19 protein-coding genes and 1 pseudogene are annotated in these 20055 nt (G+C 45.3%); 19 read left to right on the plus strand and 1 reads right to left on the minus strand.

Annotated features, from left to right (window positions below; genetic code table 11):
- Window positions 1-53: 53 nt before the first annotated feature.
- The 6 genes from AM231_RS00085 (at window position 54) to AM231_RS00110 (ending at window position 7868) form a co-directional block, all read left to right on the plus strand.
- Window positions 54-1016 carry a carbohydrate ABC transporter permease gene (locus tag AM231_RS00085; protein WP_054400762.1) on the plus strand — a complete coding sequence of 321 codons (963 nt, stop codon included), beginning with the start codon at window positions 54-56 and terminating at the stop codon, window positions 1014-1016.
- The gene (locus AM231_RS00090) at window positions 1013-1876 is read left to right on the plus strand and encodes a carbohydrate ABC transporter permease (protein WP_054400763.1); all 864 of its coding nucleotides are present in this window, start codon (window positions 1013-1015) and stop codon (window positions 1874-1876) included. Before AM231_RS00085 ends, AM231_RS00090 begins: the two co-directional genes overlap by 4 nt.
- Before the next feature lie 80 nt (window positions 1877-1956).
- On the plus strand, window positions 1957-3678 hold the full coding sequence (locus tag AM231_RS00095; RefSeq protein ID WP_054400764.1) for a sensor histidine kinase: 1722 nt from the start codon (window positions 1957-1959) through the stop codon (window positions 3676-3678).
- A gap of 15 nt (window positions 3679-3693) precedes the next feature.
- Window positions 3694-5037, plus strand: a complete 1344-nt coding sequence (locus tag AM231_RS00100) for an ABC transporter substrate-binding protein (RefSeq protein ID WP_054400765.1) — start codon at window positions 3694-3696, stop codon at window positions 5035-5037.
- Between the two features lie 24 nt (window positions 5038-5061).
- Window positions 5062-6660 carry a response regulator gene (locus AM231_RS00105; RefSeq protein WP_054400766.1) on the plus strand — a complete coding sequence of 533 codons (1599 nt, stop codon included), beginning with the start codon at window positions 5062-5064 and terminating at the stop codon, window positions 6658-6660.
- A gap of 236 nt (window positions 6661-6896) precedes the next feature.
- On the plus strand, window positions 6897-7868 hold the full coding sequence (locus AM231_RS00110) for a ring-cleaving dioxygenase (RefSeq protein WP_054400767.1): 972 nt from the start codon (window positions 6897-6899) through the stop codon (window positions 7866-7868).
- Window positions 7869-8175: 307 nt separating this feature from the next.
- Here AM231_RS00110 and AM231_RS00115 read toward each other — a convergent pair whose 3' ends face one another.
- Window positions 8176-9129 (minus strand): helix-turn-helix transcriptional regulator, encoded by a 954-nt coding sequence (locus tag AM231_RS00115; RefSeq protein ID WP_054400768.1) that lies wholly within the window; start codon window positions 9127-9129, stop codon window positions 8176-8178.
- Window positions 9130-9536: 407 nt separating this feature from the next.
- Here AM231_RS00115 and AM231_RS00120 point away from each other — a divergent pair, with 407 nt between their 5' ends.
- The 13 genes and pseudogenes from AM231_RS00120 to AM231_RS00175 all read left to right on the plus strand — a co-directional run bounded on the left by AM231_RS00120 (window position 9537) and on the right by AM231_RS00175 (window position 20048).
- Window positions 9537-10661 (plus strand): DUF7305 domain-containing protein, encoded by a 1125-nt coding sequence (locus AM231_RS00120; protein ID WP_054400769.1) that lies wholly within the window; start codon window positions 9537-9539, stop codon window positions 10659-10661.
- A gap of 19 nt (window positions 10662-10680) precedes the next feature.
- Window positions 10681-11163: a carbohydrate-binding protein gene (locus AM231_RS00125; RefSeq protein WP_054400770.1), complete on the plus strand. Its 483-nt coding sequence runs from the start codon at window positions 10681-10683 to the stop codon at window positions 11161-11163.
- A gap of 50 nt (window positions 11164-11213) precedes the next feature.
- A complete protein-coding gene (locus tag AM231_RS00130; RefSeq protein WP_054400771.1) occupies window positions 11214-11780 on the plus strand; it encodes a PilW family protein in 567 nt (188 codons plus the stop codon).
- Between the two features lie 48 nt (window positions 11781-11828).
- Window positions 11829-13490, plus strand: coding sequence for a GspE/PulE family protein (locus tag AM231_RS00135; RefSeq protein WP_054400772.1), 1662 nt, complete (start codon window positions 11829-11831; stop codon window positions 13488-13490).
- A gap of 13 nt (window positions 13491-13503) precedes the next feature.
- Entirely contained in the window at window positions 13504-14538 is a 1035-nt protein-coding gene (locus tag AM231_RS00140; protein ID WP_054400773.1) for a type IV pilus twitching motility protein PilT, read from the plus strand.
- Window positions 14538-15746, plus strand: coding sequence for a type II secretion system F family protein (locus AM231_RS00145; RefSeq protein ID WP_054400774.1), 1209 nt, complete (start codon window positions 14538-14540; stop codon window positions 15744-15746). The genes AM231_RS00140 and AM231_RS00145 overlap by 1 nt, the downstream gene beginning before the upstream one ends.
- Before the next feature lie 55 nt (window positions 15747-15801).
- Entirely contained in the window at window positions 15802-16314 is a 513-nt protein-coding gene (locus tag AM231_RS00150; protein ID WP_054400775.1) for a prepilin-type N-terminal cleavage/methylation domain-containing protein, read from the plus strand.
- Window positions 16315-16344: 30 nt separating this feature from the next.
- Window positions 16345-16504 (plus strand): annotated as a pseudogene (locus tag AM231_RS30150) (prepilin-type N-terminal cleavage/methylation domain-containing protein); the annotation flags it as partial.
- 172 nt (window positions 16505-16676) lie between these two features.
- Complete coding sequence (locus AM231_RS29360; RefSeq protein WP_207383514.1) at window positions 16677-16871, plus strand: hypothetical protein; 195 nt, start codon at window positions 16677-16679, stop codon at window positions 16869-16871.
- 47 nt (window positions 16872-16918) lie between these two features.
- The gene (locus AM231_RS00160) at window positions 16919-17671 is read left to right on the plus strand and encodes a prepilin peptidase (protein WP_054400777.1); all 753 of its coding nucleotides are present in this window, start codon (window positions 16919-16921) and stop codon (window positions 17669-17671) included.
- Window positions 17672-17689: 18 nt separating this feature from the next.
- Window positions 17690-18766 carry a type IV pilus biogenesis protein PilM gene (gene pilM, locus AM231_RS00165; protein WP_054400778.1) on the plus strand — a complete coding sequence of 359 codons (1077 nt, stop codon included), beginning with the start codon at window positions 17690-17692 and terminating at the stop codon, window positions 18764-18766.
- Window positions 18766-19341 (plus strand): PilN domain-containing protein, encoded by a 576-nt coding sequence (locus AM231_RS00170; protein ID WP_054400779.1) that lies wholly within the window; start codon window positions 18766-18768, stop codon window positions 19339-19341. The genes pilM and AM231_RS00170 overlap by 1 nt, the downstream gene beginning before the upstream one ends.
- A complete protein-coding gene (locus tag AM231_RS00175; RefSeq protein WP_054400780.1) occupies window positions 19338-20048 on the plus strand; it encodes a hypothetical protein in 711 nt (236 codons plus the stop codon). Before AM231_RS00170 ends, AM231_RS00175 begins: the two co-directional genes overlap by 4 nt.
- Window positions 20049-20055: the final 7 nt, after the last annotated feature.

Raw genomic sequence — 20055 nt, forward strand, 5'->3', positions numbered from 1 at the left:
ATATTCTCTCCGCTCGGATTTGGATTTATCCTTACCTACCTGGAGGTGCCTTCATGGCAGACACAGCTTCAGCTACAACAGAGTCACCGCAATCGGTACCGACAAAACGGCGCTGGTTGACGGAGACGGTGCGAAGCCGATTTACGGCTTATACGTTTATCTCGCCATTCTTCATCTTGTTTGCAATTTTTGGACTGTATCCGATTATTTTTACCATCTATTTGTCTTTCTTCAAATGGGACGCACTTGGACCGATGAAATACGTCGGCTTCAAGAACTACGAGCTGATTACAAGCGACCCGACCTTCTGGATTGCTTTTAGCAATACACTCATCATGGCTTTGATGGGAACCGTGCCGCAGCTGATTGTGGCCTTATTTGTTGCGGTTATGCTCAATTCGGCCTTGAACAGATTCAAGAATACGTTCCGTATTCTATATTTCATGCCGAACATCACTTCCATCGTTGCCGTGACGCTGGTATTCAGCACGATGTTTGGCAACAACGGGATGGTTAACTGGATGCTGAACACCTTCGGCGCTGAAAGCGTGCCGTTTAACTCCGGCTGGTGGGGTGTCAAAATTGCGATCTCGTCCATGGTTATGTGGCGGTGGATGGGCTATAATGCGATTATTTTTCTGTCCGGTCTGCAGAGCATTCCAACTGATATCTATGAAGCTGCCAAAATCGACGGCGCCACCCGGGGCCAGCAGCTGCTCTATATCACGCTTCCGCTTCTTCGGCCATTCATTCTGTTCGTTACCTTGGTGTCGACGATCGGCGCACTTCAATTGTTCACGGAGCCTTACGTATTCCTCGGTCAGTCCGGCACGGGCTCGACTCGCCAGGAAGGAGTAACGATGGTCACTTATTTGTATAATGAAGCCTTTAAGAATGGATTCTTCGGTACGGCTGCGGCCACGGCGGTCCTCTTGTTTATCGCCACCATTCTGTTCTCGGTATTGAATATGATGCTCGGCCGCGAAGGCAAAGGCACGGGAGGTAGTAAAGCATGAGCACAGTCGCCATAAGCCGGAAAAAACCGGATGAACCCGGTATAGTCGCAAAATTCTTCTTTTATCTATTCATGATCCTTGGCGCGCTAGTCTCGATCTTCCCATTTTATTGGATGTTTGTCGTCGCTACGAATGACAAGGATGCTGCATTTCATATTCCGCCGCTCCTTACGCCTGGAACGGAGTTTCTGGATAACTTCTCACGCGTCCTGGAGCGAACGGATTTTTTCAGGGCATTGATGAACTCCGTCGTTGTGTCTACAGCCGTTACATTGTCCGTTGTATTCCTCTGTACGCTGGCGGGTTACGCTTTTGCCAAATATGAGTTTCCTTTGAAAAAGACACTGTTTGTTTTTGTTATTGCTACAATGCTTGTGCCTGCCCAGCTGGGCGTGCTTCCACAGTACGTTATCATGGCCAAACTGCACTGGATTGACAGCTACAAAGCACTGATCGTGCCGGCTATGGTTAATGCTTTCGGCATCTTCTGGATGCGCCAATACATTGCTTCCGCTGTTCACACCGAGCTGATCGAAGCGGGGCGGATTGATGGAGGAGGACATTTCCGGATCTTCTGGAACATAGCCATACCTGTGGTAACACCGGCGATGGCAACGCTAGGCATTCTGAATTTCATGAATGTGTGGAATGATTTCTTCTGGCCGCTCGTCGTACTGAAAAACAGAGAAAATTACACCATTCAAATTGCACTGCAGCAGTTGTTCACCAATAAAGACGGCCTGGATTTCGGAATGATCATGTCGGCCACCTTCACGGCGACGCTGCCACTTCTCATCGTATTTTTATTGTTCAGCCGATGGGTCATCGCAGGACTGACATCTGGCGCCATAAAAAGTTAGCAAGCAAGGTAAAAGTCGACAAGGAATGCGGACGGTCATGAAGAATAATAGACATAGTAGAGTGGAGGGAGGAAGGCTTCATGAAACTCCGCCGAAAAATATTGCTCGCTATTATTCTTCTGGTTTTCATTCCCGTTATTGCGCTGGGCGGGGTTTCCTATTATAGCTTTTCGGAAGCGATGGAGAAGAAGTCGAATGATTTTTACTGGATTTCGCTTTTGGAAACCGATCGCAAACTAAAGTTCGCCTTGAATGAAATCACGACGATTTCGAACTCGGCAATTACTCAGAAATGGATTCAGCAGATGCTGAAGCAGCCGGAATACGCGGTAACCTACGAGCAGCGGCAGGAGATCAACAATTTAATCAATCATCCGATGATTGCATCGTTTGCTTTTTATTCGAATGATCAATTGCTTTATCATACGAATGGTGAAATGGAGCTTCAGGAGCTGAAAAGGCAGGATTGGTTCGAAGCGGTGGAGAAGGCAGAGGGACGCCCTGTATGGGTCGGACCCGGCGAGAACGGCTCTGCGGCCTCCGGTTCTCCTGTGTTGATTCAATCCCGAGTGATAAAGGATTACTATACGCTGGAGGATATCGGAACCTTCGTAATCTACGTAAAGTCGGATCTGCTTGATCAGGTGTTCTGGGAGGCGGCAACGCTTAAACAGGGAGATATCTTGCTCGTTAACAAACAGGGACATATCGTGTTCAGCAAGTCAGGCGGACATATCGGGGAGCAGACGGCATTCCCGTTTCTCTCGGATGATTACACGAATGGAAAAGGCTATTATGTCGATCAATATGCAAATGAAAAATCGCTGATTACGTATTCCCCTTCTCATAATAAAGAATGGTTTCTGGTCGCCATCACACCAAGCAAACTCATCTCAGCTGAGTCGGTCCCCATTCGTAATCTGGCCTTGATTATGGGATTGATCTCGCTCGTGTCGGCGTTCCTGTTCGACCGTTTTTTTGTGCGCAGAATGGTGCGGAGCATCATCAGCGCTGTAAACGGGATGAAGCGCGTGAAGCAGGGGATCTTCGTTCCGATTCCCTCCCATAGAGTGGCGGAGGATGAGACGGATCTGTTGATTGACGGATTTAATCGGATGAGTACGCAGATTCAGGAGCTGATCGGACAGGTCGAGACAGAACAAGCACGCAAAAAGGAAGCGGAGATGCAGGCGCTGGTTGCCCAGATTAACCCGCACTTTATATACAACTCACTGGAATCGATTAATTCAATGGCCGTTCTTCAGGGAAACAAAGATATCAGCAAGATGGTGGTCTCTCTTGGTAAATTGCTGCGCATCAGCATCAGCGAGCACCATGAGCTGATACCGCTCAGCATGGAGCTGGAGCATGTCCAGCATTATATGCGAATTCAGAAGTTCCGGTTTGAAGAGAAATTCAATTATGACATTGAGCTTCCGCCTGCACTTAAGCATTACGTTACGCAGAAGCTGATTGTCCAGCCGATCGTTGAGAACGCTTTATATCACGGGATTGAGCCGATGGAGGAAAGTGGCTTAATCTCGATCAGAGTCTCCGAAGACGGCGAGGATATTGTGATTGATGTCGAGGATAATGGTCCGGGTTTTGATCCCGAGACGCTGATGAAGCTGTGGACTACGGACCCGGGACAACTGAAGAAGTATCGGGAGAACGGGGTCGGTCTGAAAAATGTGCATGAGCGGCTGCGGATCCGGTTTGGCAGTCGTTACGGTCTGATGATCTGCTCCTCAATCGGTTACGGCTCTCTGATACGAATCCGAATACCGAAAATACTGACATGACAGGAGGGCTGCAGCGTGAGATGGTTTTGGAACTGGGGATGGATAGTCGGCTATACGGCGCTGTTGGCGCTAGCTGTCGTGTGGGTGACGGTGCAGAATCAGGAACCGATTGAGGAGAAACAGCCGGAGAAAATTACGCTGACTTTTCGGCATTTTTGGAACAAGGAGCATGACCGACCCGTGCTGGCTATATTTGAGAGCGTTGTTCGCAGCTTTGAGAAAGAACATCCGAATATAAAAGTAAATTTCGAGAGCATCGATCAGACAATTCATCGGGAGCAGAAGCTGAAGAGCGAGATGGTCACCGGCACGCCGCCGGATATGTTTGTGCTGTTCGGCGGAGCCGAGATTATGCCCTATGCCAGATCCAACCGGCTGATGGATTTGACGGATTTTTTGCAGGAGACCAGTTTGCGTGAACAATTCAAGGATCTGCATCACTGGACTTTCGACAATCGGATCTACGGTCTGCCATTCGAGGGACATGCGGAGCCCATTTATTATAACCGGGCTATATTCCGGCAGTTGAACCTTAACCCTCCGACGACGCTGCAGGAGATGAATGAAGTTATTAGCGTTCTGCAAGCGAACGATATCATTCCCTTTGCGCTGGGAAATGAAGACCGCTGGCCAGCGGGCATATTTGCGCATTATTTCATGGATCGGTATGCCGGGCCTGAGCTGATTGACCAGCTGGTTGAAGGAGATGATCAGGTCAGCTTTGTGAATGAGCCCTATTTGGAAGCATTTGAACAGCTGGAGACATGGATCAGCGTAGGGGCCTTTAGTCCGAACGCCAACAGTCTGTCCACGGAAGAAGCGATAGCGCAGTTTACCGAAGGGAAGGCAGCGATGTATCTGAACGGCAGCTGGGATATTACGCTGTTCCGAAATGAGGACCATCCTGATTTTCAAAGCGAGGTCGGCGTTATTCCATTCCCGTCCCTTCTGCCCGGAGAAGAACGATCCTTGGCAGGCGGATATACGATTGGCATCGGGCTGTCTTCGGATTTGGATGAACCGAAGAGGCAAGCAGCTTTGGAACTGTTGGGCATGTTTTATACTCCGGAAGTGCAAACAAGGTTGGTGTATGAAGGACTGCGCGTGCCTTCGATGAAGATTGCCTATGACTCAAACAAAACGGGGCCGGTGTTTGCCCAGGTCACGGAATTGATGGAGGCATCGAGCAGCACCTTTTTGCCTTATGACAACAAGCTGTCACCCGAGGTAAACCGTTTATTCCTTAAGGTGATCGAGGATATGATTGGAGGGCGTACGCAAGCTGCCGACGCTCTGGAGCAAATTCAGAAATCCTCGGTGCAAGATTGGCAGCTGAGGCGAAATACGGTGCCGGAGTAACCAGAAGAGACAAGGGGGAACGTCATGGGCGGAGCGGAAGGAAAATTCAGAGTCATGCTGGTTGATGATGAACCGATTATTCTGCGCAGTCTGAGGGCAGCCATACCTTGGGATGAGCTGGAACTGGAGGTCGTAGGGGAAGCCAAAACCGGGGACAGCGCTCTGAAGCTGGCGCGTGAACTATCGCCGCATATGATCATCAGCGATATTCGGATGCCGGGCATGGATGGCATTACGCTCATGAAGGAGCTGAAGGCGGATCAGGCGCGGCGAATCATCATTTTCATTAGCGGGTATGGTGAATTCGAATACGCAAGGGAGGCGCTGCGCGAAGGTGCTTTCGATTACTTGCTGAAGCCCATTGATCACGATGAGCTGTCTGAAACGATTGCCAAGGCGGCCAGAACGCTGGAGAAGCAGATTGCCGATGACCAAATGCTGCATTCGATCAAGGTACTGTCGCTGCTGGCCCGGGAGCGGATGCTAACGGAATTTATAGAGGGAAACCGAAGTCCCTTGCAGCATATGCAGTGGCTGGAAGACAGCGAGCTGAAGCATGAATACACGATGGCGGTCATTCAATTGGACCATTACTTGCGGCTTAATGAGTTATGGAGCATGGATGAGAAGCGATTGTGGCTGTTCGCTGTGCGGAATGTTCTGGAGGAGTGGTCTTTGCAGCATGGCGGACTCACCGTATTCCCTTTCCGCAGCGGGGAATGGGTCCTCTTGTTTCCAAGTCTGTCGCAGGAGCGGCAAGAGCAGATCGGCCGGGAATTAGTGCAATTAATCAAGCAGAACACAAAGCTCTCCTGTTCGGTTGGTTTCAGTTCCAGCATGGCCGGGATTGACCGCTTGGGCACAGCTTACGAAGTGGCCGTCCGTGCGTTATACCAGCGGTTCTATTCGGGAGAAGAGGGCGTGTTCCTCGGAGCGCCGGAGGCCGTCATGGAAACTGCGAGTGAAGCGAAGTATCCGAAGCATCTGGAGTCATTAATGGTGGAGAGCATCCGCACGCTTCACAAGGAGCGGTTGCTCGAGCTTTTTGACGAGACCAAAGCTTATATTGAGGAGCATGGATTTAACAAGGAGATGACCGAGCGGGTACTGCTGGAGATGAGCGTCGTCTTGTATCGACAGTTCGAGCATATGAAGGTGCTGTTTGAGTGGTCCCTGGAGGAATTGCTGCAGGAGCTTCATGCTTCTGATACCCTTCAACAGCTGATGGCTGTGCTTAAGAATCATTTCAGCAGGTGGATTGCCGAGAGTCGATCAGGGCAGTCCAAGGACAATATACAGGCTGTGATGAATAAAGCGAAGGAGTACATTGCGGAGAATTACCAGAAGGATCTTAGCATTGAAGAGGTATCGGAGCTGGCCGATTTGAGCATCAGTCATTTCTGCACCTTGTTTAAAGGAGCAACGGGATATACCTTTTTGGAGTATCTGACGGAGTGCCGGATCCAGAAGGCCAAGGGTATTTTGCTGAATACGGATGTGAAGGTATACCAGGTAGCACCGCTGGTAGGGTATCAGGATCCTCGATATTTTACACAGGTGTTCAAGAAGATCACAGGGAAAACACCATCCGAATATCGCGAAGAAGCGATAACTAAAGCTTAAATGTGGGGGAGTTCCCTTGGTATATCTATGGGACATTCTGCTGAGAATAGGGTCCGTCATAGCAGGGAATGAATAACAGATCCATTTTTTTCGGGTTTTTAGCCTGGAAGAAATGGATCTGTTATTTTTATTTTAAATATCTTAATACTAAGACTTGACGACGAGCTAGTTGAATACTAAACTAAAAATATAAGTTATTGGCGATAGATATTATCAAATTAATGGAGGTTGAGGTCATGAAATTTAAAGGAATCCACCACGTATCCGCCTTAACGGCTTCGGCTTCGCGGAACTTTGATTTTTATACAAAGGTGCTTGGTATGCGATTGGTCAAAAAGACGGTAAACCAGGACGATGTTTCGGTCTACCATCTGTTTTATGGTGATGAAAAAGGAAATCCCGGTACGGAGCTGACCTTCTTCGAGATTCCAATGGCGGGACAGACCCGGGAGGGCAATAACAGCATTTCGGCAACATCGCTTCGTGTACCTAGTGACCGCGCTTTAGAATATTGGGTAGAGCGGCTGGATGAGCATGGCGTAGAGCGTGAGGAGATCAAGGAGCGTGCCGGCCGTTTGACGCTGCTGTTCCGGGATTTTGAAGGCCAGCGGATCATACTTGTTTCGGATGAACATAATGAGGGAGTTGCTGGGGGCATCCCATGGGAAAAAGGACCGGTTCCGGCGGAATACGCCATCATTGGTCTAGGTCCTGTGCAGCTGACGGTACCTGATCCCGTGCAGACGGTGAAGGTTTTAACAGAGCTGATGGGTTTCCGTTACAAAGGGCAGTATGCCTCGTTTGTAGAAGGCCAGCTGGATATTCTTGTCTTTGAGACAGGTGAAGGCGGGACGGGAGCAGAAGTGCATGTGGAGGTACGAACGGATCTTCCGCAGGAGCGGCTGGGTCGCGGTGGCGTTCACCACGTTGCATTTCGCGTAGAAGATGAAGAGGAGCTTCGTTCTTGGATCAGCCGGATTAGCGATGTGGGCTTTTCGAATTCGGGATATGTTGACCGTTTTTACTTCCGTTCCCTGTACTTCAGGGAGCCTAACGGTATTTTGTTCGAAGTAGCGACTGATGGACCGGGCTTTGACACGGATGAGCATATCGAGCATCTGGGTGAGTCTCTTGCGCTGCCGCCGTTCCTGGAGCCGAAGCGGGAACAGATTGAAGCAAATCTTAAGCCGCTTCATACGATTCAATAATGATGGCGCATATGTGCGCAAAGCACACACAACACCGGGCAAGCCTCTGTTAAGGGGGCGAGTGCCCGGTGTTTTTTAGATATCAGAAAGCATAAACCTCGAAGCTTGTGACTTCCTGATTGCAGGGAAAACCACTTTTTAAACGCAGTCTGTCATCTATGAAAGTAACGTCGATAGGCGTTTTTCTTTTAGATATCAGAAAGTATAAACTTCGGAGCTTGTGACTTCCTGATATCGCAAGAAAAACTACCTTTAACTGCGGTCTGTCATCTGTGAAAGTTACGTCGATAGGTGTTTTTCTTATGGTCTATTCATAAAGCCGTGTAATGGCCTTTGCCGCCGAACGAATATGCTCGCGCAGCTCATGCGGAGCAATGACCTCGATCTCCGCCCCGCAGCTAAGTAGAATAGCCGAAGCTGATTCCAGTGTATTGAATTCCAAATCGGCCAATATCCATCCGCTCTGTGGGTTATCCATATCGCATCGGAGTATTTTGACGTATCGCTCTCGCTCAAGACGTTCGGTCAGATTGACGCTCATACGCACCTGCGCCGGATACTGCGGGAGATTCTGCATGAACCGTGCCAGTGACTCCTCCCAATAATCGGCCAGATTAAAGTCAGCCGGGCGCTCGAAGGCTTCCTCGGTCATGAAGGCATCAACGATTCTGGAAACACGGTAGGTTCGGAGTTCGCCTTGGGATTCGGCCACGACATACCAGGTGCTGCGTTTGGCAACCAATCCGAGCGGATGAATCATTCTTTCGACTCGCTCCTCTCCCTTCATATATTGAATTCGGGTGATACGATCCTGCCACAGCGCCTCCTGAAGCACAGTAAGATATGGATGCGTCTCGCTGTATGAGTGCCAGCCTGCGCCATCAATATGGATTTTCTCCCGTATCATTTCAGCGTCCTGCCTGATGGAGCGGGGAGAAGAAGCCAACAATTTCTGATAAGCCGCGTCAAAATGCTTACGGATTCCCAAATCCCCGATCAGCGGGCTGTGACTAGTCACAAGCAGGGAGATCAGCTCGTCATGCGTCATCCCGGTCAGGTTCGTTCGAAAATTCTCTTCAAGCACCCAACCGCCGAGGGAGCCTCTTTCCGCATAAACGGGAATACCAGCCGAGCTGAGGCTTTCCATATCGCGTATGATCGTTCGTTCCGAAACCTCGAGCTGCTCTGCCAAATAACGGGTGCTCTTCTTCCCTCCGTTCTGGAGCATCAGCATAATGGACAATAGACGATCGGCCCTCAAATCAGCTCACCTCTCTAATATCTGTAGAAATTAATTTTATTGTAGCACGGATATAAGACAAGGGATGTCATATATGACGGGTACGATAAGGATGTTGAGAATATTCAGTAATAGCAATCTAGCATTATAAGATAAAGGGGGGCGTGAAATAAACTCAGGCCTCTTTGTTGTTGTGCGCCTACTATTTAGATGTTTTTTTACCCTTCACCATTTTTGTACATAGATTCATGAGTGGGTAAGTCGAACTAGGACTGTCTGTGTTGAAAACATACAAAATAGGCAATAATAAGAAATTATCCCTATATAAATCAGGAGTTATCCCTATATGAATTAGGACTTACCTGGTACAATTTGTCTATGTATAAAGAATATTGTATATAAATCCCGAAATGAGATGGAGTTAAAGAATGGTTAAGAACGAACGTGGCCTTGCGCTTCCGACGGTTTTGATTCTCATGACAGCGCTTACAATTATAGGGTTGACACTGCTTGGTGTTGGCGTAAGTCAAGCTGCCCGAACGGTGCATCAGGAGAAGAAAGAGCAAGCCTTCTATATTGCGAAGTCAGGTGCAGATGCCATTGCGTCTTATATTATCGACAAATACAACCCCATAACCTTATCAGAAGAAGGGACCATAGATAAGTTAAATGAAGATTTGAATCAGGATATCTCCTTACCCCTTCCAAGTCCCGGAACCTTTAAAGTCACACTTAGCGATCAGAAATTAAACGGAATAATTAATACGATTAATATCACTTCGGTAGGCAAAGTTGGCAATGTAACAGATCAAGTGGTCCTAAGCTTGGGATTGGATGGTCCAGTATCCAAAAGTGATCATGCGATTTTTGCATTTGGGAATATTGACATTACTAATGACTCCTATGGGCCACCATCAAAAGCAAGTGTTAACAATGGTAACGTTGCTGCGGAAGGGAACATTAACGGGAATTTAGTGTTTCCTGTAGGAGGTACGGCCACTCCAAGCTATACAGGAGTTAGCCCCCCGAAAATTCCCTTTATCAATGCAACGAGTTGGACTAAACAGACACTAGGCTCATCGATAAATGAGTCAGGATATTACGGGGATATCATGATTAACAATAGTAAAGTATTCTCCATTAACGCAAATTCAAAGGAGATTCATGTTGTTTTCGGTGAAATGATTATAAATTCATCAACTACTATTAATGTAAATGGCTCAACATCAACCCCTGACGGAATTATACATATCTATGCAAACAGCTTAAGAGGCACGAGTTCTTTGACACTTAACAATACTAACAATAAAAATGTTATTTTCCATGTGAAGGATAATATCGATTTAGTTGGGTCATTTAATTTAGGTGGGGCTCTTTTATATGCACCTGAGGCAGAATATACGGCAACATCAGGTTCGTTAGTTCTTAGGGGTGCAATGGTCGTTAAGAACTTGGCGATGCTAGGAGATCATGTGGTTAACTATGATAACAAATTTACCAATTTAGTTATAGAGACTCTCAAATATCATAGAGTCCAATGGAGCAGTCAGTAGCTGTTAGGGGTGAAATCAATTGCATGAACTAAGGCAAGAGAAAGGATTTACATTGATCGAGGTTCTAGCGGCTATCGTATTGTTGTCCATTTTAGTCACAGTCATGGTCGGGTTCTTGTCTAATGGATTTCGGTCCATTATGAACTCAGGTGAACGAAATAATAAACTTCATGTAACAAGGGGAATTGTTGAGGAATCTACTGATGGTACGTATGGAGAGCTGAAAATTAACAAGTCAGCTTCAAGTACAGATACGATCACTATTTACGGTGAAACAGTAGATCAGGTCATTCCCGAGTCTAAGGGAAGCGTATTGAAAGTGTTTATTCCTACACCGGAAGAATGGAAAAATAATATTAATTATACGTTGAATGATCAGGTAAGGTATGACAAGAAGAATTACAAATGTATTCAACCACATACATCAACATTAACTAATCACCCTTTGGGTCCTGGCGATCCTTTTGGTCCTAGCACAGCAGAACTTTGGGTGGAATTCTAGCAATGTGTACTTATTGCTCACAATGCAGGAAGCATAGAACGGAGGGGGATATGCGGAACTGGAAGCTTGATCAGAAGGGTGCAACCTTAATTGAACTCTTAGCTGCTACGGTCTTAGTCACCATCGTTTTATCATTGGTTTATTCCTTTTATGTGTTTGGCGTAAAATCATTTCAGCGAGCTAATGAGCAAAGTGAGCTTCAAGACAATGTAAGGCTTGTGTCACATACGATTACTAACGATCTGCGTTATGCGCGTGAAGTTAAGCTGTTAAGTGCTTGTCCTGCTAGTTTCACCGACACCGATCCATCCACCTATATCTGCGTAAAAAAAGACACTTTCTCAAGCGTAGAACAACACATTTACGATGGGGTATCCGCTCATGTGACTAGAAGGTTAGATACTATTAATCCTGCCTATCCTGTGACCTATAGTATTGAATTTAGTATAACCAATGATCATCTTCTATCTTATTCTATTAGCAGCAAGGCGGAAGGTCAGAGCTTTAAAGTAGAGTCGCAGGTATTACTGTTGAATGTACAATTGGACAAAGGAGCTATCACTTCAGATGGTTCCGCGCCACATTATCCAGCCATTGCTTATAAGCCTAATAAATAGACCTTATATGAAGGGAACAAAATCCACTCAGATTATAGGTGATCAATAATGAACAAATCTCGCAGAAGAATTGGAGATTTGCTTGTAGAGTCTGGACTCCTCACGAATGAACAGCTACAAATCGCCCTCACAGAAAAGAAACCCCGCCAAAAACTTGGCGAGACCTTATTGGAACTAGGCTTTATAACGGAGCAAAGACTAATAGAAGTCTTGGAGTTCCAGTTAGGAATACCTTATGTCAGTCTGTTCAAATACCCGATTGATACGAAGTTAGTTAATATTGTGTCCAAAGAAATGGCCGAGCGAAACAAGCTGATTCCGTTGAAAAAAGAAGGGAATAAACTTTATGTTGCCATGGTCGATCCGATGAACTTCTATGCTATTGACGATCTGCGGATATCGACTGGCTTTGAAATAGAGGTGGCTATTGCCACCAGAGATGATGTTAATAAATCAATAAGCAAATATTACGGCTTAGTAGACAACATGGATGATTTATTAGGCTCAGAGCTGGGCTCCAAGGAAAAAGAGGATGATACAGTCACCGATGAGGACTCCCCGGTTGTAAAACTGGTTAATCAGTTGATTCTTGCCGGCTATCAGCAAAGGGCCAGTGATATTCATATTGATCCGCAAGAAGGGGAAGTGATCGTTCGTTATCGAGTCGACGGTATATTAAGAACTGAGCGGAAATTCCCTAAGCATATGCATTCCATGATTGTTGCAAGGATAAAAATTTTGTCAAACCTGAATATCACAGAGTATCGAATTCCACAGGACGGTAGAATCAAAATCAATCTGGATGGAAACACCATTGATCTGCGGGTCTCGAGCTTGCCTACTGTCTACGGCGAGAAGATCGTTATGCGGATACTTGATCTAGGAAGCTCTGCGATCGATTTGAAGAGAATGAATCTTCATCCCTTAAATTATGAACGGTTTATTCAAATGATCGAAAAGCCAACCGGGATTGTACTGCTTACCGGACCAACAGGTTCAGGAAAGTCTTCTACATTATATTCAGCGCTCAGTCAATTAAATTCACCGGATGTCAATATTATTACGGTCGAAGATCCGGTTGAATATCGTTTGGAGGGCATTAACCAGGTTCAAGTGAACACAACCACAGGAATGACTTTTGCCAAAGGTCTCCGAGCTATTCTGCGTCAGGACCCTAATATTGTCATGATTGGTGAGATACGTGATACCGAAACGGCAGAAATAGCTGTCCGTGCCTCCTTAACAGGCCATTTGGTGTTGAGCACTATCCATACGAATGATGCCATCAGCACGATTACCAGATTAGTAGATATGGGAATTGAGCCTTTTCTTGTGGCCGCCTCCTTATCCGGGATTGTATCCCAGCGGCTTGTCCGGCGTGTATGTCAGGAGTGCAAAATGACAATGGAGGCCTCAGAGCGAGAGAAGGAGATTTTTGAAAATCGAAATCTGCATATTGAAACCGTATTCCGCGGTAAGGGCTGTGCAGCATGCAATATGACAGGCTACAAAGGCAGGATTGCCGTGCATGAAATTTTGGTCATTGATGACGAAATACGGCGCATGATCATGAATAATTCCTCCATTGAAGCAATCAGAGAGGCTGCGGTACGTAAGGGGACAATATTTTTAATTGATGACGGATTAATGAAAGTACGCGAAGGATATACCACCACAGAAGAAGTATTACGTGTTGCCATTAGTGAGTAAAGGTGGGGTGTATATGGAATCTTTAGAGCAATTATTGCGAATGGCCTATGAATGTAAAGCGTCTGACCTCCATCTTACGGTGGGTGTACCCCCGATCGTGAGAATTAACGGCGAATTGAAACGACATGGTGAGGAGAACCTTACTTCAGCAGATACAATCAAGATGGCGAAGAGTTTCATGACTAAGGAGCAATGGGATGCCTTTCAAGAGAAGAGAGAGCTGGATCTATCTTTTGGGGTACAGAATTTGACTCGTTTCCGTGTCAATGTCTATCATCAGCGCTCGAATGTTGGAATTGCCCTCCGGCTTATCCCTACGGAAATTCCGGAATTTGATAGCCTGTCTGTGCCTGAAGTGCTCAAGCAGCTGTCCACAAAATCTCAGGGATTAATTCTCGTAACGGGTCCGACCGGCAGCGGTAAATCTACGACGTTAGCATCACTTATCAACGATATGAATAAGCGAATGCGGAAGCACATTATTACGTTAGAGGACCCAATTGAGTATTTACATCGACATAATCAATCCGTTATCAATCAACGGGAAGTTGGACAGGATTCATTTAGCTTTTCGAATGGGCTGCGAGCAGCCTTACGGCAAGATCCTGATGTGATTCTAGTTGGAGAGCTTAGGGATCTGGAGACTATATCGATCGCGATAACAGCTGCTGAGACAGGTCATTTAGTATTTGGAACTTTACATACACCTGATGCTCCATCAACGATTGATCGCATACTCGATGTATTTCCACCGAATCAACAAGGACAGATTCGCATTCAGCTTGCTTCAGTCCTGGTTGCTATCTTATCTCAACGTCTCTTCCCTACGATTGGACATCGGGGCCGGCGCGTAGCCACGGAGTTACTGATCAATAATCATGCGATAGCTAACCTCATTCGTAATGAGAAGGTGCATCAAATCTTGAACTTTATGCAGACTGGTAAAGAATATGGGATGCACACATTGGATATGTCGATGAATGATTTGATTGAGAAGAAAATCATATCAAGAGAAGTTGCTGAACCATACTTTAGGGAGATGAGTTAATGGCTCAGTTTCAATACATAGGGCGTGACAGCTCAGGTAAAGCTCGTAAAGGGAAAGTAATGGGCTCTAGCAGAAAGGAAGTCGTCGTCAATCTCCGGGAGAAAGGGATTGCGGTTACGGACATTATTGAACTTGAGACCAGCTTGCTTAATGTAGAGATTACTATAGGCAACCCTGTCAAAACACAGGATTTTGTAATTTATTTGAGGCAATTTTCAACATTGATCGTTGCAGGGGTAACGATAGCTGAAGCTACAAAGATATTAGCGGAACAAACAGAGAGTAAGCATTTGAGAAATGCCTTAAAAAGTGTTGAGGCCGATGTGCGGTCGGGAAAACCCTTTTCGGTTGCAGCAGCCAGCCACAAGAAGATTTTCCCTCCTATGTTTATTTACTTGGTACAAGCCGGAGAGGCTTCAGGAGATTTGGATGAGACCTTGGATCGACTAGCCACTTATTTTGAGAAGCAACATTACTCGATGCAAAAAGTGAAATCTGCATTAATGTATCCCATCGCCATCGCTATTGTAGCGATCGGTGTTGTCATATTTTTGTTAACCAACGTTGTTCCGATGTTCGTATCGATGTTTGCCCAGTTTGACGCAGAGCTCCCGGCAATTACGAAGATGGTCATGGCTATGAGTAATTGGTTACAGTCCTTCTGGTGGCTGGTCTTAATCCTTGTTGTTGCTCTAATAGCTGGGTTTATGGTGATAAAAAGCAGGCCGTCCAGCAAATATCATCTTGACTATGCCCTCTTGAAAATGCCGTTGTTTGGAAAGTTAACACAGAAGGCCATCATTGCTAGAATGACTCGAACATTAAGTTCTCTCTTCAAGAGCTCTGTTCCAATCCTTGAGGCATTAACTATTGTGGAGCGGGTCGTATTAAATGAAGTAATGACAAGAGTATTAAGAGATGCAAGAGCTTCCCTTGAAAGCGGGCGGACACTCTCGGAACCGATGCGGCAGCATTGGATCTTCCCACCATTAGTTACCCAGATGATTGCCATTGGCGAACAATCGGGTTCGCTGGATATCATGCTGGAGAAGGTATCCGAATTCTATGAAAAGGAAGTAGATGCAACTGCGGATGCGTTAAAGGGCTTGATCGAACCTATCATGATCATATTTCTGGCAGTCATCGTAGGGTTTATTGTTCTGTCGCTCATGGTTCCGATGTTCGATATTTTCAATCAAGTTAAATAGGTTGTAATGGAAACACCATTATAATAGATTTACAAATTTTGGGGGAGGTATTTACATGTATCAAGTGGTAAAGAAGGCAATGAAGAATGAGAAGGGTTTGACGCTGATTGAGCTTTTGGCGGTTGTAGTCATCTTGGGGATTATTGCGGCAATCGCAATCCCGGCAATTGGTGGACTGATCGACAACAGTAGGAAAGATGCCCATGCAGCAAATGCGATCCAAATGATTAATTCTGCCAAATTAGCAGTTGTTGGTGACGAAACTGCTAGACCAGCGACGAATGGTACGATTAACATTTCTTTGGGTTGGCTTCAGGCGGAAGGGTATCTTGAGCCTGTTATCGATCCAGATGGGACAGATGCTGGCTACAGTATAGATGATCCAGCTGTACCGCCAGCAGACGCAGCGACGGGGATGCCATCTAGAGTAGAAGTAACAACAGCAGACAATGGTAGAACCTTCACCTATAGTGTACTGCTTGTAAATGCTGATAGAGGTGTACAAACTGACGCTGGTGCTGCTGTACCCGAGGCAGAGGTACAACGCAGCAATGTTGTTAAAAATTAACAATATATATAAAGGTTGAGATAGTATTTGATGACTTTATTGAAGAATCAAAAAGGTCTAACTCTCATCGAATTATTAGCGGTCGTAGTTATTCTTGGGATTATAGCAGCCATTGCAATCCCGGCAATTGGAGGGTTAATTGATAACAGCAAGAAGGATGCTCACGTAGCGAACGCAATTCAGATAATTGACTCTACGAGGCTTGCTGTCGTTAGCATAGGGAAGTAAGGCCCCCTAATAGTGGTGATGTCGTATACATTTCTTTACAATGGATCATCGATCAAGGCTACTTGGATGGAGTTAGGGATCCAGATGGAGGGAGATATACTACCGAATTAGCAGGGGCAGGAAGTTTTCAACTGATGACTGGTGGCACAGGAGCACCAACTGATGAAGGAACCTATGTGCGAGTTGAAGCAGTTGGGATCGGACACCAGTTTAGTGTATTTACTACTAATGGTACACGAGGTATTCGAATGGCAGCTCATGATAACGGAACATCCGAAGATGACTATGTTTTAGAAGCAGATTTAGCACGGGGACAAGTCCTAAATTAAATACTCCCCCTTCGGGGGGAGTGTTATTTACAGCAAGGAGATAAACCATGGCTGTACTATACTACACTTATATCACGGTGATAGGACTTCTATTAGGGTCCTTTTTCAACGTTGTGGGTTTAAGAGTTCCAAAAGGAGAATCGATCATTAGTCCACGCTCTCATTGTACGAATTGTCATCGTACATTAAGAGCAAGGGAGCTAGTGCCTTTTTTTTCTTATATTTTCTTGAGAGGTTCATGCCGAGATTGTGGTACCAAAATATCTCCAATCTACCCGATAACGGAAATTGGCACAGCTTTGCTATTCGCGCTGACACCTTGGTTAATTGGTTGGTCAGGTGAATTGTTTATTGCATGGTCACTTCTCTCATTACTCATCATTATTTGTATTACCGATCTTCGTTACCACATCATACCGGATAAGGTGCTTATCGTATTTGCATTGATCTTTTTTGCACTTCGTCTGGTTATCCCGCTTGAACCCTGGTGGAATATGTTGCTAGGAGCGGGCATTGGATTCATACTGCTTCTTCTCATTGCGATCGTCAGTAAAGGTGGGATGGGAGGCGGGGATATTAAATTGTTTGCCGTCTTAGGATTAGTCTTAGGTTGGAAGATTGTATTACTTGCCTTTTTCTTCTCCGCACTATATGGAACGTTCTTCGGGATGATCGGTATGGTTCTTGGAAAAGTTCGCAGAGGACAGCCGATGCCTTTTGGTCCTGCGATCGCACTGGGTACAATGACCGCTTATCTGGGGGGAGAAGCATTTGTTGACTGGTATATTCGGCTTTTATGATCTAGTGGAGGAGAGAATATGAGAGCAAGTAGGGCGAATAGAGCGGCTGAAGACAGTCATGTAGATAATGAAAGAATTGATCGACTTGTCAGAACAAAATCTCTGCCAAAGAAGAAAATGGTTAGCATTGTCATTAAGGACCATGTGATTCGCTATATGGATGCGAAAAAACCAAGCTTGCGTGGGATCACAGCTATTGGTGAACATTATTTGCCGCCAGGCATTATTAATGAAGGTAAAATTATGGATATGGAACGATTGCGATCCATTCTGAGGAATTGTGTGCAGAAATGGCGAATTGCGAATAGAGAAGTTCAGTTTCTCGTACCCGATTCCTTCGTTATTGTTCGCAAGCTAGATATCCCAGCTCATATTGAGGATGAGGAAATTAAGGGTTATTTATACCTTGAATTGGGAACGAAAATTCACTTACCGTTTGATAATCCTATTTTTGATATTGACTTGCTCGAACAAACGGAAGAGAAGAAAGAGATCTTATTATTTGCTGCACCAGAGAATGTCGTGACGGAATATGCACAAGTATTGAAAAGTGTGGGTCTTAAATCTGTAGCGGCCGATGTCTCGTCCCTTGCTATTTATCGGTTATTCATTAAGGTCTCCGATGAATTGGATATGGGTATTCCGGAAGGCCCGTTAACCTTATCGATTCAGTTTGACCTGCAATCGGTTACAGTCAGTGTGATTCACCATCATAAGCTGCTATTAATTCGTCAATTTAAGATGAATCTGGCTATAGACAGCTGGGACAGGCAAGTAGACAAGTATGGAACTCTGACACCAGTGTGGGTCGGTGATAAAGGTCACCTGAATTATGAAATTAATGTGATGATGGGGGAAATTGATCGTGTAATCAGCTATTACCGATCTTTAATTAATCATAGTGAAGCTGAGATTGACATGATCATATTAACTGGAGATTATCCGTATCTCGATGATATTGCAAACCAGATGCAGCAAAGCATCGGGAAAGAGCCATACATGTTCACACAAGATTTATTCGATACGCAGTCCAAGGAACTGATTCCCCCTAGATATTACTTGCCGTTAGGGCTGTCGTTAAAGGGGGGTGTGTAATGCTAAGCGAGATTAATTTGCTCCCAACTCGTGAGAAGAGGAGCCCGTTCTTCTTGATTACACTAGCCGCTATATTGTTAATTGGATTGATTGGCACAGGTCTCCTGTTTATGCAGTATCAGTCTGTATCCAAAGAAAAAACGATGAAGGAATCTGAAGAGAAAGTGATAGCCAAGTTAATTGAAGAAGAAATGCAGAAGCTGCTATTAGACTCTGCCCAAACGGAGATTAAACAGTATGAGCAAGTTGTCCAGGTTGTTACACAGCTTCCGCTTCAAACGGTGAAAATTCTCGATGAGGTCACCACTGCTTTACCGAAGAGTGGTTACTTTAAGTCCTATATGTATCAAGATACAGGGACGATCTCCATTATTGCTGATTTTGGGAGTCTGGAAGACACAGCGCAATATCTACACGAACTTACCTATTCAGATTGGGTAGAGAAAGTTGAAACCAGCTCAATTACAAAGATAGAAGAGAATGAAGTACAGACTAAAGCACTTTACAATGGTTCCTATACTATTCAGCTTAGAAGAGATGCTTTCACGAGGCTGAAAGGAGATGGAGCAAAGTGAATTCAAAACCTTTAAGAATTGCCTTTTTATCATTATTGGCTATCATCATTATTTCTGGGCTGTTCTTATTTTACTTTAAGGGGATCAGTCCAATCCAGAAGCAAGTGGATCAGCTAAAGACTAAGATCGACTCAGACAAATTAGTGCTTACATCGTTACAAGAGAGCATAAAACAACAGGAGCTTCACAAGGTTGATGCTTTGAAGTTGCAGCATTTGGTTCCATTTGACGATTTCGTTGATCAATTATTACTAGATTTAAAGGCACAAGAAACGTTGTCTAAAAGTGTAATTAGTAATATTGGATTAAGCTATTCCGAGACAAATCTAAGTACAGTACTACTTCAAATGCCAAGAGCTTCAGGGTCTGAAGCAGACAATTCAAGTGAGATTGTTACAGATGGAAACGTGGCAACAGATCCTAAGATAAGTAGCGTTACTCTAGGAATGACGTTACAATCACCAACCTATGAAGATACACTGAAGTTTATTAATGGCATTGAGAGTCTGGACCGAATCGTTAAGGTGGATTCTCTTCAGCTTACGGATGCCAAGGACGAATACAACTTGTCCTTAACAGTGTATTATGCACCGCAGTTCAAAGGATTGGATTTAAAGGAACTCCTTCCTAAACCTATTTTCCCTGGGCCAAGCGGCAAGAAAAACCCATTCAATGTTCGAGTCCCAACGATCCCGACGGAGCAATGATACGACA

Source organism: Paenibacillus solani (genome assembly GCF_001277345.1).
Lineage (GTDB): Bacteria > Bacillota > Bacilli > Paenibacillales > Paenibacillaceae > Paenibacillus_AQ > Paenibacillus_AQ solani.

Coding starts and splice junctions, on each gene's coding strand:
- AM231_RS00110 (WP_054400767.1), top strand. CDS start 6,897: ATGAAATTTAAAGGAATCCACCACGTATCCGCCTTAACGGCTTCGGCT.
- AM231_RS00145 (WP_054400774.1), top strand. CDS start 14,538: ATGGCTCAGTTTCAATACATAGGGCGTGACAGCTCAGGTAAAGCTCGT.
- AM231_RS00095 (WP_054400764.1), top strand. CDS start 1,957: ATGAAACTCCGCCGAAAAATATTGCTCGCTATTATTCTTCTGGTTTTC.
- AM231_RS29360 (WP_207383514.1), top strand. CDS start 16,677: ATGACTGGTGGCACAGGAGCACCAACTGATGAAGGAACCTATGTGCGA.
- AM231_RS00105 (WP_054400766.1), top strand. CDS start 5,062: ATGGGCGGAGCGGAAGGAAAATTCAGAGTCATGCTGGTTGATGATGAA.
- AM231_RS00090 (WP_054400763.1), top strand. CDS start 1,013: ATGAGCACAGTCGCCATAAGCCGGAAAAAACCGGATGAACCCGGTATA.
- AM231_RS00135 (WP_054400772.1), top strand. CDS start 11,829: ATGAACAAATCTCGCAGAAGAATTGGAGATTTGCTTGTAGAGTCTGGA.
- AM231_RS00130 (WP_054400771.1), top strand. CDS start 11,214: ATGCGGAACTGGAAGCTTGATCAGAAGGGTGCAACCTTAATTGAACTC.
- AM231_RS00160 (WP_054400777.1), top strand. CDS start 16,919: ATGGCTGTACTATACTACACTTATATCACGGTGATAGGACTTCTATTA.
- AM231_RS00120 (WP_054400769.1), top strand. CDS start 9,537: ATGGTTAAGAACGAACGTGGCCTTGCGCTTCCGACGGTTTTGATTCTC.
- AM231_RS00150 (WP_054400775.1), top strand. CDS start 15,802: ATGTATCAAGTGGTAAAGAAGGCAATGAAGAATGAGAAGGGTTTGACG.
- AM231_RS00140 (WP_054400773.1), top strand. CDS start 13,504: ATGGAATCTTTAGAGCAATTATTGCGAATGGCCTATGAATGTAAAGCG.
- pilM (WP_054400778.1), top strand. CDS start 17,690: ATGAGAGCAAGTAGGGCGAATAGAGCGGCTGAAGACAGTCATGTAGAT.
- AM231_RS00170 (WP_054400779.1), top strand. CDS start 18,766: ATGCTAAGCGAGATTAATTTGCTCCCAACTCGTGAGAAGAGGAGCCCG.
- AM231_RS00085 (WP_054400762.1), top strand. CDS start 54: ATGGCAGACACAGCTTCAGCTACAACAGAGTCACCGCAATCGGTACCG.